At 54.9% G+C, this 12,922-nt stretch carries 12 protein-coding genes; 11 read left to right on the forward strand and 1 reads right to left on the reverse strand.

What is annotated here, in order from left to right; all coding sequences use genetic code 11:
- Positions 1-67 precede the first annotated feature (67 nt).
- Positions 68-1,285 carry a beta-ketoacyl-ACP synthase I gene (fabB, locus tag HED65_RS04590; RefSeq protein ID WP_028016207.1) on the forward strand — a complete coding sequence of 406 codons (1,218 nt, stop codon included), beginning with the start codon at positions 68-70 and terminating at the stop codon, positions 1,283-1,285.
- A gap of 208 nt (positions 1,286-1,493) precedes the next feature.
- Positions 1,494-2,672 (forward strand): MFS transporter, encoded by a 1,179-nt coding sequence (locus HED65_RS04595; RefSeq protein WP_114977622.1) that lies wholly within the window; start codon positions 1,494-1,496, stop codon positions 2,670-2,672.
- Positions 2,673-2,714: 42 nt separating this feature from the next.
- Here the strand turns inward: HED65_RS04595 and flk are convergent, their stop codons facing one another.
- A complete protein-coding gene (gene flk / locus HED65_RS04600) occupies positions 2,715-3,719 on the reverse strand; it encodes a flagella biosynthesis regulator Flk (RefSeq protein ID WP_114977623.1) in 1,005 nt (334 codons plus the stop codon).
- A 113-nt stretch (positions 3,720-3,832) separates the two neighbouring features.
- On the opposite strand from flk, the gene pdxB reads away from it, so the two are divergent.
- The 9 genes from pdxB to purF all read left to right on the forward strand — a co-directional run bounded on the left by pdxB (position 3,833) and on the right by purF (position 12,842).
- Positions 3,833-4,969 carry a 4-phosphoerythronate dehydrogenase PdxB gene (pdxB, locus tag HED65_RS04605; protein ID WP_114977624.1) on the forward strand — a complete coding sequence of 379 codons (1,137 nt, stop codon included), beginning with the start codon at positions 3,833-3,835 and terminating at the stop codon, positions 4,967-4,969.
- A gap of 67 nt (positions 4,970-5,036) precedes the next feature.
- Positions 5,037-6,050 (forward strand): aspartate-semialdehyde dehydrogenase, encoded by a 1,014-nt coding sequence (locus HED65_RS04610; protein WP_114977625.1) that lies wholly within the window; start codon positions 5,037-5,039, stop codon positions 6,048-6,050.
- Entirely contained in the window at positions 6,050-6,862 is an 813-nt protein-coding gene (gene truA / locus HED65_RS04615) for a tRNA pseudouridine(38-40) synthase TruA (RefSeq protein WP_028016212.1), read from the forward strand. The genes HED65_RS04610 and truA overlap by 1 nt, the downstream gene beginning before the upstream one ends.
- 28 nt (positions 6,863-6,890) lie before the next feature.
- The gene (locus HED65_RS04620; RefSeq protein WP_039263236.1) at positions 6,891-7,550 is read left to right on the forward strand and encodes a DedA family protein; all 660 of its coding nucleotides are present in this window, start codon (positions 6,891-6,893) and stop codon (positions 7,548-7,550) included.
- Between the two features lie 154 nt (positions 7,551-7,704).
- A complete protein-coding gene (accD, locus tag HED65_RS04625) occupies positions 7,705-8,610 on the forward strand; it encodes an acetyl-CoA carboxylase, carboxyltransferase subunit beta (RefSeq protein ID WP_114977626.1) in 906 nt (301 codons plus the stop codon).
- 70 nt (positions 8,611-8,680) lie between these two features.
- The gene (folC, locus tag HED65_RS04630; protein WP_114977627.1) at positions 8,681-9,949 is read left to right on the forward strand and encodes a bifunctional tetrahydrofolate synthase/dihydrofolate synthase; all 1,269 of its coding nucleotides are present in this window, start codon (positions 8,681-8,683) and stop codon (positions 9,947-9,949) included.
- On the forward strand, positions 9,939-10,637 hold the full coding sequence (dedD, locus tag HED65_RS04635) for a cell division protein DedD (RefSeq protein ID WP_114977628.1): 699 nt from the start codon (positions 9,939-9,941) through the stop codon (positions 10,635-10,637). Before folC ends, dedD begins: the two co-directional genes overlap by 11 nt.
- 165 nt (positions 10,638-10,802) lie before the next feature.
- Positions 10,803-11,291 carry a colicin V production protein gene (gene cvpA / locus HED65_RS04640; RefSeq protein ID WP_000262116.1) on the forward strand — a complete coding sequence of 163 codons (489 nt, stop codon included), beginning with the start codon at positions 10,803-10,805 and terminating at the stop codon, positions 11,289-11,291.
- A gap of 33 nt (positions 11,292-11,324) precedes the next feature.
- On the forward strand, positions 11,325-12,842 hold the full coding sequence (gene purF, locus HED65_RS04645; protein ID WP_114977629.1) for an amidophosphoribosyltransferase: 1,518 nt from the start codon (positions 11,325-11,327) through the stop codon (positions 12,840-12,842).
- Positions 12,843-12,922: the final 80 nt, after the last annotated feature.

Below are 12,922 nucleotides of genomic sequence, written 5' to 3' on the forward strand. Positions count from 1 at the left end.
TCGGCGTACAAGTGTACGCTATTGTGCGACTCGAAACTTACTATAGTGCGACTTACAGAGGTATTGAATGAAACGTGCAGTGATTACTGGCCTGGGCATTGTCTCCAGCATCGGTAATAACCAGCAGGAAGTCCTGGCATCTCTGCGTGAAGGACGCTCCGGGATCACTTTCTCTGAAGAGTTTAAAGATTCAGGTATGCGCAGCCACGTATGGGGTAATGTCAAACTGGACACCACCGGTTTGATTGACCGCAAAGTGGTTCGTTTCATGAACGATGCCTCTATTTATGCTTATCTCTCCATGCAGGAAGCGATCAAAGATTCCGGCCTGAGCGAAGAGGTTTATCAGAACAACCCGCGCGTGGGTCTGATTGCCGGTTCCGGCGGCTCATCAAAAGCGCAGGTTTTCGGTGCTGACGCAATGCGCAGCCCGCGTGGTCTGAAAGCGGTAGGTCCGTACGTGGTAACCAAAGCCATGGGTTCTGCGGTTTCCGCGTGCCTGGCGACCCCATTCAAAATCCACGGTGTGAACTACTCCATCAGCTCCGCGTGTGCGACGTCCGCACACTGCATCGGTAATGCTGTTGAGCAGATCCAACTGGGTAAACAGGACATCGTATTTGCTGGCGGCGGCGAAGAGCTGGGCTGGGAAATGGCCTGTGAATTCGACGCGATGGGCGCACTGTCCACCAAGTACAATGAAACCCCAGATAAAGCATCCCGTACCTATGATGCACACCGTGACGGTTTCGTTATCGCTGGCGGCGGCGGTATGGTTGTGGTTGAAGAGCTGGAACATGCGCTGGCACGTGGCGCGCACATCTATGCTGAGATCGTGGGCTACGGTGCAACGTCTGACGGCGCTGACATGGTTGCGCCATCTGGCGAAGGCGCGGTACGCTGCATGAAGATGGCGATGCACGGTGTTGATACCCCAATCGACTACCTGAACTCCCACGGTACCTCTACTCCGGTAGGCGACGTGAAAGAGCTGGGTGCAATCCGTGAAGTCTTCGGCGACAACAGCCCGGCTATTTCTGCAACCAAAGCCATGACCGGTCACTCTCTGGGTGCGGCTGGCGTGCAGGAAGCGATCTACTCTCTGCTGATGCTGGAAAATGGCTTTATCGCCCCAAGCATCAACATCGAAGAGATGGACGAGCAGGCTGCTGGCCTGAACATCGTGACCAAACCAATGGATGCGACACTGACCACCGTGATGTCCAACAGCTTCGGTTTCGGCGGTACTAACGCGACGCTGGTTATGCGTAAGCTGAAGGCATAAGTTTTATCTTTGATTCAAGAGGGGAGCCATAAGGCTCCCTTTTTTAATGCATTGACAACCAGCTGATCTTACAGGCAGACTTCACACCTCAACATTATCCTCACGATAATGCGTAAGCGTTTAACGTCAACCAACGCACCTTAATCCTGGTAAACAGGTAGAGGGGGCGTGGCATTTCCCCGCCTTACTCTTCATTTCGGAGTAAAGCATGACTGTAATAACTCAAACAGAAACTACCCCTTCAGCGAACGTTTCGCTGTTCCGTATCGCTTTTGCGGTATTTCTGACCTATATGACCGTTGGCCTTCCGCTGCCGGTGATCCCGCTGTTCGTTCATCAGGAACTGGGCTATGGCAACACCATGGTCGGCATTGCTGTGGGCATTCAGTTTTTAGCCACGGTATTAACCCGAGGTTACGCCGGACGTCTGGCGGATCAACATGGTGCTAAACGTTCCGCACTGCAGGGGATGTTTGCCTGCGGGCTGGCAGGTGGTGCGTGGCTGCTGGCTGCTCTCTTGCCTGTCGACGCAGCATATAAATTTGCGTTGCTGGTGGTGGGGCGCTTAATCCTCGGCTTTGGTGAAAGCCAGTTGCTGACCGGCACCCTGACCTGGGGAATGGGGCTGGTGGGGCCTGCACGCTCCGGCAAGGTTATGTCCTGGAACGGCATGGCTATCTATGGTGCACTGGCCGCAGGCGCACCGCTTGGACTGCTCATTAATAGCCAGTTTGGATTTACGGCGCTGGCCGCAACCACCATGGTTTTACCCCTGCTGGCGTGGGCGTTTAACGGCTCGGTGCGTAAAGTGCCTGCGCATAAAGGGGAACGACCTTCCCTGTGGAGCGTGGTTGGCCAAATCTGGCAGCCGGGTCTTGGCCTGGCACTGCAGGGCGTGGGATTTGCGGTGATTGGTACGTTCGTCTCGCTGTATTTCATGAGCCGTGGCTGGGCGATGGCGGGCTTTACCCTCACTGCCTTTGGTGGTGCGTTTGTGCTGATGCGGGTGCTGTTTGGCTGGATGCCGGATCGTTTTGGCGGTGTGAAAGTGGCGGTGGCGTCGCTGATGATAGAAACCGTTGGCTTGTTGCTGCTGTGGAACGCGCCGGTCGCGTCTGTTGCACTGATCGGCGCAGCACTCACCGGTTGCGGTTGTTCACTGATCTTCCCAGCGCTCGGCGTTGAAGTTGTGAAGCGTGTTGCCCCACAGGTACGCGGTACAGCATTGGGCGGCTATGCGGCGTTTCAGGATATCTCATATGGTGTCACCGGGCCGCTGGCGGGGCTGTTAGCCACCTCGTTTGGCTATCCGTCTGTGTTCCTGGCCGGAGCGGTTTCTGCGGTGATTGGGATTATTGTGACGCTGGTGGCGTTTCGCAGGACTTGAGCCGTTGTAGGCCCGGTAAGCGCAGCGCCACCGGGCAAAACCTCAGGCAACCAGCCAGAAAATTGCCAGCGCAATCATCAGCGCAATAAACAACAGTCCCGGACGGGCAGACAGCGTTCTGAACGTCTCCACAACCGGCGCAAACAGCGGGCTGTAGATCGGCTGAATGTTTCTTACCTCTGGGACGCCACCTTCCCGTTCCGCGCGACGAACGAATATCTGATTGAGCAGATCCTGCACCTGTGCGGTGGTCAGAACCGTTTGCGGTGTGGCCTGCCAGTTCTGCTGGGCGTAATCCCGAATCACATCGAATTCGTGCGGCTCAAGCGGTTGTTTCAGCGCTGCCTGCACGGTGTGCAGGGTCGGAGCATTCTGGGTGCTGAGTGTCTGGCGCGCCTGTAGCCAGGTCACCAGATGGGTAAACTGTTTCGCCGGGATCAGCTCGCCGGCTTTCACCCCGGACAACTCCAGCATGGATTGCCAGATAAGCTTCGTCGGTTCGCCGGTGGCAGCGGCAAGCTTTGTCACCATTTGCTTGAGTGTGTTGTGCTCAGCCGGCAGCAGCGGACGCTCGGTCGCCGGGCGTATCTGAGGCTGCGGAATAGACAGCTGGTTGGTTTGCAGCAGCGTCAGCACGGTTTTTAGCTGGTCTGGAGTCAGCTGGCCGAGAGCGGTTTGACCATACTGCTGGCGAATGAAATCACTCACCGCCTGGCGGTTATTGCCCTGACCCAGCAGCTCCGTCAACTGAGCGACAATCTGGCGCGTGGTGTGATTCTGCTGTGCAGTGTTAATACGCTGGTTCAGGTTTTGCTCGGCAGCCGGAAAATGACGCGACTGCAGTGGTGCGTCGTTCCTCACGCCTAAATCATGCTTTACCCCTGCCCAGACTTCCGCATTTTGCTGTGAAGTCAGCGCAATCAGGCGCGTGATAAGTCGCTCCAGCACGGTGCGCTGTTGCGTGGATAGCGGTTGTTCACCTGCAACGTTTGGCGTGACAGGGCCTTCACCCGGGGGGCGTGGCGGCGTACCTGAAATGGGCTGCATCGTCAAAAATCCTTAAAGTCAAAACTCAGCGTAAACCTGGCATACGTATATGCCTGGCGGCCAGATTATGGCACACTTGGCAGGTTTTCTTCCTCTCAAACAGGTACTCAGACGTGAAAATCCTCGTTGATGAAAATATGCCTTATGCCCGTGAGCTGTTTAGCCGCCTGGGTAACGTTAAGGCTGTCCCTGGTCGTCCAATCCCGGTTAACGAACTGGATGATGCAGATGCACTGATGGTGCGCTCGGTGACCAAAGTAAATGAGGCGTTGCTCGCCGGTAAAGCGATTAAGTTCGTCGGGACCGCAACGGCAGGGACCGATCATGTGGATGACAAATGGCTTAAGCAGGCGGGGATCGGTTTTTCCGCCGCGCCGGGCTGTAACGCCATTGCTGTAGTGGAATACGTTTTTTCCTCCCTGCTGATGCTTGCTGAGCGTGACGGTTTTGCGCTGCAGGATCGTACCGTAGGGATTGTTGGTGTGGGTAATGTGGGTGGACGCCTGCAAAAACGTCTGGAAGCGTTGGGTATTCGTACTCTGCTGTGCGACCCTCCGCGCAAAGACAACGGTGAGGAAGGGGATTTCCGCCCGCTGGATGAACTGGTTGAACAGTGCGATGTGATCACTTTCCACACGCCGCTGTTTAAAGAAGGGCCGTATAAGTCGCTGCATCTTGCCGACGAAACCCTGATCCGTCGTCTGAAGCCTGGCACTATTCTGATAAATGCCTGCCGCGGTCCGGTGGTGGATAATGCCGCGCTGCTGACATGTCTGAATGATGGGCAAGACCTCAGCGTGGTGCTGGACGTCTGGGAGCCAGAACCGGATCTCAACGTAGAGCTGCTTAGCAAGGTGGACGTGGGTACTGCGCATATCGCCGGTTACACCCTCGAGGGGAAAGCGCGCGGCACGACTCAGGTCTTCGAAGCATACAGTGCCTTTATTGGACATCCGCAGCAGGTCGCGCTGGATACCTTACTGCCTGCACCTGAATTTGGTCGCATTACTCTGCATGGTCCGCTCGATCAGGCAACGCTGAAAAGGCTGGTGCATTTGGTGTATGATGTGCGCCGCGATGATGCGCTACTGCGTAAGGTGGCGGGGATCCCGGGAGAGTTTGACAAGCTGCGCAAAAACTATGTAGAGCGCCGCGAGTGGTCCTCTCTGTATGTGATTTGCGATGACGCAAAGGCTGCAACGCTGCTGCATAAACTGGGTTTTAACGCCGTACATCACCCGGCGCATTAATGTCTTCTTAATGCTCCCTGTCGGATACTCCGACAGGGACGCTTTTTTATTTCTGGAGTAAACCACCATGTCTGAAGGCTGGAACATTGCCATTTTAGGTGCCACGGGTGCCGTGGGCGAAGCCCTGCTCGAAACCCTTGCTGAGCGTCAGTTCCCGGTGGGCGATATCTATGCGCTGGCGCGTACCGATAGCGCGGGTGAGCATCTGCGTTTCAACAGTAAATCCGTGATGGTTCAGGATGCGGCAGCGTTCGACTGGACGCAGGCGCAACTGGCATTTTTCGCCGCTGGCGCTGAAGCCACTGCCGCATACATTGAAGAGGCAACTAACGCAGGCTGTCTGGTGATCGACCTGAGCGGTCTTTTCTCTATGGAGCCAGACGTGCCACTGGTGGTGCCGGACGTGAACCCGTTTGTGCTGGCTGATTACCGTAACCGCAATATCATCGCGGTACCAAACAGCCTGACCAGCCAGTTGCTGACCGCCCTGAAACCGCTGATCGACGATGGTGGCCTGTCGCGTATTACGGTGACCAGCCTGCTCTCGGTTTCTGCCAATGGCAAAAAAGCCGTCGATGCGCTGGCCGGTCAGAGCGCGAAGCTGTTGAACGGTATCCCGATTGACGAAGACGATTTCTTTGGTCGTCAGTTGGCGTTCAACATGCTGCCATTGCTGCCGGATCGCGAAGGTTCCGTGCGCGAAGAGCGCCGGATCGTCGATGAAGTTCGTAAAATTCTGCAGGATGATGGCCTGATGATCTCCGCGAACGTTGTGCAATCCCCGGTCTTCTACGGTCACGCGCAGATGGTAGGTTTTGAAGCGCTGCGTCCGCTGGCAGCAGAAGAAGCGCGCGATGCGTTTGGTCGTGGGGAAGACATTGTGCTTTCCGAAGAGAGCGAGTTCCCGACGCAGGTGGGCGACGCAACCGGTAGCGCACATCTTTCCGTTGGCTGTGTGCGTAACGATTACGGTATGCCGGAGCAGGTTCAGTTCTGGTCAGTTGCTGATAACGTTCGCTTTGGCGGTGCGCTGATGGCGGTCAAAATCGCTGAGAAACTGGTACAGGAGTACCTGTACTGATGTCAGATGTGGATCAAAAGCCAGTTCATAAAATTGCCCTCGGCATTGAGTACGATGGCAGTAAATATTATGGCTGGCAGCGTCAAAATGAGGTGCGCAGCGTCCAGGAAAAACTGGAAAAAGCGCTCTCTCAGGTGGCAAATGAACCCATTAACGTCCTGTGTGCAGGCCGTACAGACGCGGGAGTTCATGGCACGGGGCAGGTGGTTCACTTTGAAACCACTGCCGTGCGTAAAGATGCCGCCTGGACGCTGGGTGTAAATGCGAATTTACCTGGTGACATTGCCGTTCGTTGGGTGAAAGCTGTGCCGGATGATTTCCACGCGCGTTTTAGCGCCACGGCGCGTCGCTACCGTTATGTCATCTACAATCAGCGTCTGCGTCCGGCGGTGTTAAGCCAGGGCGTGACGCATTTTTATGAACCGCTTGATGCAGAACGTATGCATCGTGCGGCGCAGTGTCTGATTGGTGAAAATGACTTTACCTCGTTTCGTGCGGTGCAGTGTCAGTCCCGCACACCGTGGCGTAATGTCATGCACATAAACGTCAGCCGTTTTGGCGCGTATGTGGTGGTGGATATCAAAGCCAATGCCTTTGTACATCATATGGTGCGGAATATTGTGGGCAGCCTGATGGAAGTAGGCGCCGGACACCAGCCGGAGAGCTGGATTGCAGAACTGCTTGCAGCGAAGGACAGAACGCTTGCGGCAGCAACGGCGAAAGCGGAAGGGCTGTATCTGGTCTCGGTAGACTACCCGGATCGGTTTGACCTGCCGAAACCGCCAATGGGTCCGCTATTTTTAGCGGACTAAACAAAGGTGCAATTAGGGCTTAAACAATATGGACGTAATTCGTTTTTTGATTGATTTCATCCTGCATATTGATGTTCACCTGGCGGAGCTTGTCGCACAGTATGGCGTCTGGGTTTACGCTATTCTGTTCCTCATTCTGTTCTGTGAAACCGGTCTGGTCGTTACCCCGTTTTTACCTGGGGATTCGCTGTTGTTCGTCGCCGGGGCGTTATCAGCATTACCGACCAATGATTTGAATGTGCATCTGATGGTTGTACTGATGGTGATTGCCGCCATTGTGGGTGATGCGGTCAACTATACGATTGGACGAGTATTTGGTGAGCGGCTTTTCAGTAACCCAGACTCGAAAATTTTCCGTCGTAGTTATTTAGACAAGACCCATGCGTTTTATGAGCGCCATGGCGGAAAAACCATTATCCTTGCGCGCTTTGTGCCTATTGTGCGTACATTTGCACCGTTTGTGGCGGGAATGGGACATATGTCCTATCGTCACTTTGCGGCATACAACGTGGTTGGCGCGCTGCTGTGGGTACTGCTGTTTACCTATGCAGGCTACCTGTTTGGTGATCTTCCGGTGGTGCAGGAAAACCTTAAGTTACTGATTGTAGCGATTATTGTACTTTCTGTACTGCCTGGCGTGATTGAAATTATTCGTCACAAACGGGCGGCAGCAAAACAAGCGAAGTAAATGCACACTGGCGGTTCGACCACTTTTTTATCCAAAGTTTCGGGCTGTTATGTTTTAATGTGCAACATTCATGGTCTGTTGGAGGCAAAAATGGCATTATTCGCCTCTTATAGCAAAACTGGCATACGACCAGGTTCAGGCAGAAAGGTTATCAATGAGCTGGATTGAACGAATTAAAAGCAACATTACCCCAACGCGCAAAGCGAGCATTCCTGAAGGGGTATGGACGAAGTGTGATAGCTGCGGCCAGGTTCTGTATCGCGCAGAGCTGGAACGCAACCTAGAGGTGTGTCCGAAGTGTGACCACCACATGCGTATGTCGGCGCGCAATCGCCTGCATAGCCTGCTGGACGAAGGTTCTCTGGTAGAACTGGGTAGCGAGCTTGAGCCAAAAGACGTGCTGAAGTTCCGCGATTCCAAAAAATACAAAGATCGTCTGGCTTCTGCACAGAAAGAGACCAGCGAGAAAGACGCACTGATCGTCATGAAAGGCACCCTGCATGAGATGCCGGTTGTTGCCGCTGCGTTTGAGTTCTCCTTTATGGGCGGCTCAATGGGCTCTGTGGTGGGTGCGCGTTTTGTGCGTGCCGTTGAGCAGGCGCTGGAAGACAACTGCCCGCTGATCTGCTTCTCTGCCTCTGGCGGTGCGCGTATGCAGGAAGCGTTGATGTCTCTGATGCAGATGGCGAAAACCTCTGCTGCACTGGCAAAAATGCAGGAGCGTGGTCTGCCTTACATCTCTGTGCTGACCGACCCAACCATGGGTGGCGTCTCCGCAAGCTTCGCGATGCTGGGCGATCTGAACATCGCTGAGCCAAAAGCGCTGATCGGCTTTGCAGGTCCTCGCGTTATCGAGCAGACCGTGCGTGAAAAACTGCCGCCGGGCTTCCAGCGCAGTGAGTTCCTCATTGAGAAAGGCGCCATCGACATGATCGTCCGCCGTCCGGAAATGCGCCTGAAGCTGGCGAGCATTCTGGCGAAGCTGATGAACCTGCCAGCGCCAAACCCGGATGAGCCGCGCGAAGGCGTGGTGGTACCGGATCAGGAACCCGAGGCCTGATAACTGAAAAGGGCAGGGCCGGTTGGCGCTGCCCTTTTGCTTTCTAAACTGTTAATGACAACCGGGCACCATGGAAAATAAAAGCATTCCCCAAGCCACGTCGCCCCTGGCCGCGTGGCTTTCTTATCTGGAAAACCTGCACAGCAAAACCATTGATATGGGCCTTGAGCGCGTAAGCCAGGTCGCTGCGCGTCTTGATGTGCTGAAACCTGCGCCTTTCGTTTTTACTGTCGCGGGCACCAACGGTAAAGGGACGACCTGCCGTACGCTGGAATCCATTCTGATGGCTGCGGGTTATAAGGTTGGCGTTTACAGCTCTCCACACCTGGTACGCTATACCGAACGGGTTCGCGTGCAGAACAGCGAGTTGCCGGAATCGGCACATACGGCCTCGTTCGCGGAAATTGAAGCCGCGCGCGGTGAGATCTCATTAACCTATTTCGAATACGGTACACTTTCGGCGCTGTGGCTGTTCAAACAAGCACAACTCGATGTGGTGATCCTTGAGGTTGGCCTCGGCGGACGTCTTGATGCCACCAATATGGTGGATGCGGATGTGGCGGTGATCACCAGTATCGCGCTGGATCATACCGACTGGCTGGGACCGGATCGTGAAAGCATTGGCCGTGAGAAGGCCGGTGTTTTCCGGGCAGATAAGCCTGCCGTGGTCGGCGAGCCGGATATGCCGCATACCATTGCGGATGTGGCAAACGAGAAGGGCGCGCGTCTGCTGCGTCGCGACGTTGACTGGCAATATGAAGTGCTGAACCATGGCTGGCGCTTTAGCGATGCGCAGGGCGTGCTGGATAACCTACCGTTACCGCAGGTGCCACAGCCTAACGCGGCAACGGCACTGGCGGCACTGCGCGCCAGCGGTCTCGCGGTCAGTGAGCAGGCGATCCGCGATGGTATACAGAACGCGATTCTGCCCGGGCGTTTTCAGATCGTCAGCGAGTCACCGCGTCTCATTCTGGATGTGGCCCATAACCCACATGCGGCGGCTTATCTTGCCGGACGTCTTAAATCGTTACCAAAAACCGGGCGCGTACTGGCAGTTATCGGTATGCTTCATGATAAAGATATCGGCGGGACGCTGGCCTGCATGGAGAGTGTGGTCGATAGCTGGTATTGTGCTCCTCTGGAGGGGCCGCGTGGCGCAACAGCTGAGCAACTGATGGAACATCTTGGCAAAGGCGCAATCTACAATAGCGTGGCTCAGGCCTGGCATGCCGCGATGGCGGATGCTAAACCAGAAGATACCGTGCTGGTGTGTGGCTCATTCCACACCGTAGCACATGTCATGGAAGTGATGGACGCGGGGAGAACCGGTGGCGAGTAAGTTTCAGAACCGTTTAACAGGAACCATTGTGCTGGTCGCGCTCGGGGTGATTATCCTCCCGGGTCTGCTCGACGGGCAGAAAAAGCATTATCAGGATGAGTTTGCCGCTATTCCGCTGGTCCCTAAACCGGGTGACCGCGATGAGCCGGATATGCTCCCTGCGGCGACGCAGGCGCTTCCTGCTCAGCCACCGGAAGGTGCGGCAGAAGAGATCCGTGCGGGCGATGCCGCAGCGCCGTCGCTTGACCCGTCTCGTCTGGCGGCAACGAGCAACAATGAGATCGACCCTGTGCCGGTAGAGCAGCCTAAACCTGTTGAAAAACCGAAGCCGGTCGACAAACCTCAGCCTAAACCACAGCGCGATAAAACAGCAGAACAGCTGGCCGCTGCTTCAGAGACAGCTCCGCCAGCGAAACCGGCTCAGCAAGAGGCTGCAGCCCCAACGGGCAAAGCTTACGTTGTGCAACTTGGTGCGCTGAAAAATGCGGATAAAGTCAATGAGGTAGTGGGGAAACTGCGCAGTGCGGGGTATCGTGTTTACACTTCACCTTCCACGCCGGTGCAGGGTAAAATTACCCGTATCCTCGTGGGGCCAGAGGCGTCTAAAGACAAACTGAAAGGTTCGCTCGGCGAGCTGAAGCAGATCTCCGGTCTGAGTGGTGTAGTGATGAGCTACAGCGCTAACTAAGTACGACCTGCTCCTGAAAGAGAGAGGCGATAGGCCACGGCGTTGAACATTTTTTCAGCGCCTTTTTTATTTACGCGCGGGAAGGAAATCCCTACGCAAACGTTTTCTTTTTCTGTTAGAATTCGCCCCGAACTGGATGACAGGGCGTTAAATCGTGGGACATATATGGTCTGGATTGATTACGCCATCATTGCGGTGATTGGTTTTTCCTGTCTGGTTAGCCTGATCCGTGGCTTTGTTCGTGAAGCGTTATCGCTGGTGACATGGGGTTGTGCTTTCTTTGTTGCCAGTCATTACTACACTTACCTGTCTGTCTGGTTCACGGGCTTTGAAGATGAACTGGTCCGAAATGGAATCGCTATCGCGGTGCTGTTTATCGCGACGCTGATTGTTGGCGCTATCGTGAATTACGTGATAGGTCAGCTGGTCGAGAAAACCGGTCTGTCAGGAACGGACAGGGTGCTCGGGATCTGTTTCGGGGCATTACGAGGCGTGCTGATTGTAGCCGCGATCCTGTTCTTCCTGGATACCTTTACCGGGTTCTCCAAAAGTGAAGACTGGCAGAAATCGCAGCTCATTCCAGAGTTCAGCTTCATCATCAGATGGTTCTTTGACTATCTGCAAAGCTCGTCGAGTTTTTTGCCCAGGGCATAAACCCTGAGATGTGGCTTAACGAGGAAAAGACGAATGTGCGGTATTGTCGGTATCGCCGGTTTCATGCCGGTAAACCAGTCGATTTATGACGCGTTAACGGTGCTTCAGCACCGTGGGCAGGATGCTGCGGGTATCATCACCATTGATGCAAACAACTGCTTCCGTTTACGTAAGGCGAATGGCCTGGTAAACGATGTGTTTGAAGCCCGCCATATGCAGCGTCTGCAAGGTAATATGGGGATCGGTCACGTTCGTTATCCTACTGCTGGCAGTTCCAGCGCCTCTGAGGCACAGCCTTTCTACGTCAACTCACCGTATGGCATTACCCTTGCCCATAACGGTAACCTGACCAACGCGCACGAGCTGCGTAAAAAGCTGTTCGAAGAGAAACGTCGCCACATTAACACCACCTCTGATTCAGAAATCCTGCTCAATGTGTTCGCCAGCGAGCTGGATAACTTCCGTCACTATCCGCTGGAAGCAGACAACATCTTTGCTGCCATTGCTGCCACAAACCGCCAGATCCGTGGTGCGTACGCCTGCGTGGCGATGATTATCGGTCACGGCATGGTGGCCTTCCGCGATCCAAACGGCATTCGTCCGCTGGTGCTCGGCAAGCGCGACCTGGGCGATGGTCGTACTGAATATATGGTTGCCTCTGAGAGCGTGGCGCTGGATACCCTGGGCTTTGAATTCCTGCGTGACGTTGCGCCAGGTGAAGCAGTGTATATCACCGAGAAGGGACAGCTGTTTACCCGCCAGTGTGCAGATAACCCGGTCAGCAACCCGTGCCTGTTCGAATACGTTTACTTCGCCCGTCCGGACTCGTTCATCGACAAGATTTCCGTTTACAGCGCGCGCGTCAACATGGGCACCAAGCTGGGTGAGAAAATTGCCCGCGAGTGGGATGACCTCGACATCGACGTGGTTATTCCTATCCCGGAAACGTCCTGCGATATCGCCCTGGAAATCGCCCGTATTCTGGATAAGCCGTACCGTCAGGGCTTTGTGAAGAACCGCTACGTTGGCCGTACCTTCATCATGCCAGGCCAGCAGTTACGCCGTAAGTCCGTGCGTCGCAAACTGAACGCTAACCGAGCGGAATTCCGCGACAAAAACGTTCTGCTGGTGGATGACTCCATCGTCCGTGGCACGACTTCAGAGCAGATTATCGAGATGGCGCGTGAAGCAGGTGCGAAGAAAGTCTATCTTGCTTCCGCAGCGCCAGAAATTCGCTTCCCGAACGTGTATGGTATTGATATGCCAACCGCTAACGAGCTGATTGCTCACGGCCGCGAAGTGGACGAGATTCGTCAGATTATTGGTGCCGACGGTCTGATTTTCCAGGATCTGAACGATCTCATCGACGCAGTGCGTGCTGAGAACCCAGAGATTCAGCAGTTCGAATGCTCCGTGTTCAACGGCGTCTACGTGACCAAAGATGTTGACCAGCAGTACCTCGACTATCTGGATTCGCTGCGCAACGACGATGCGAAAGCCGTCCAGCTGCAAAACGATCTCGAAAGTTTAGAGATGCACAACGAAGGTTGATGTCTCTGCAAGTGAGGGTATTCGCCCTCACTTGCAACTCCCCGCAAAATCCTGCACAGTCTGCCCTGAAATCAGTAAGG

Source organism: Pantoea sp. LS15 (assembly GCF_012241585.1).
In the GTDB taxonomy this organism is placed as follows: Bacteria; Pseudomonadota; Gammaproteobacteria; order Enterobacterales; family Enterobacteriaceae; genus Enterobacter.

What these genes read in the sequence shown, in the direction of transcription:
- folC (WP_114977627.1), top strand. Translation starts at nt 8,681, where the DNA reads ATGGAAAATAAAAGCATTCCCCAAGCCACGTCGCCCCTGGCCGCGTGG.
- fabB (WP_028016207.1), top strand. Translation starts at nt 68, where the DNA reads ATGAAACGTGCAGTGATTACTGGCCTGGGCATTGTCTCCAGCATCGGT.
- truA (WP_028016212.1), top strand. Translation starts at nt 6,050, where the DNA reads ATGTCAGATGTGGATCAAAAGCCAGTTCATAAAATTGCCCTCGGCATT.
- HED65_RS04620 (WP_039263236.1), top strand. Translation starts at nt 6,891, where the DNA reads ATGGACGTAATTCGTTTTTTGATTGATTTCATCCTGCATATTGATGTT.
- cvpA (WP_000262116.1), top strand. Translation starts at nt 10,803, where the DNA reads ATGGTCTGGATTGATTACGCCATCATTGCGGTGATTGGTTTTTCCTGT.
- HED65_RS04610 (WP_114977625.1), top strand. Translation starts at nt 5,037, where the DNA reads ATGTCTGAAGGCTGGAACATTGCCATTTTAGGTGCCACGGGTGCCGTG.
- flk (WP_114977623.1), bottom strand. Translation starts at nt 3,719, where the DNA reads ATGCAGCCCATTTCAGGTACGCCGCCACGCCCCCCGGGTGAAGGCCCT.
- HED65_RS04595 (WP_114977622.1), top strand. Translation starts at nt 1,494, where the DNA reads ATGACTGTAATAACTCAAACAGAAACTACCCCTTCAGCGAACGTTTCG.
- accD (WP_114977626.1), top strand. Translation starts at nt 7,705, where the DNA reads ATGAGCTGGATTGAACGAATTAAAAGCAACATTACCCCAACGCGCAAA.
- purF (WP_114977629.1), top strand. Translation starts at nt 11,325, where the DNA reads ATGTGCGGTATTGTCGGTATCGCCGGTTTCATGCCGGTAAACCAGTCG.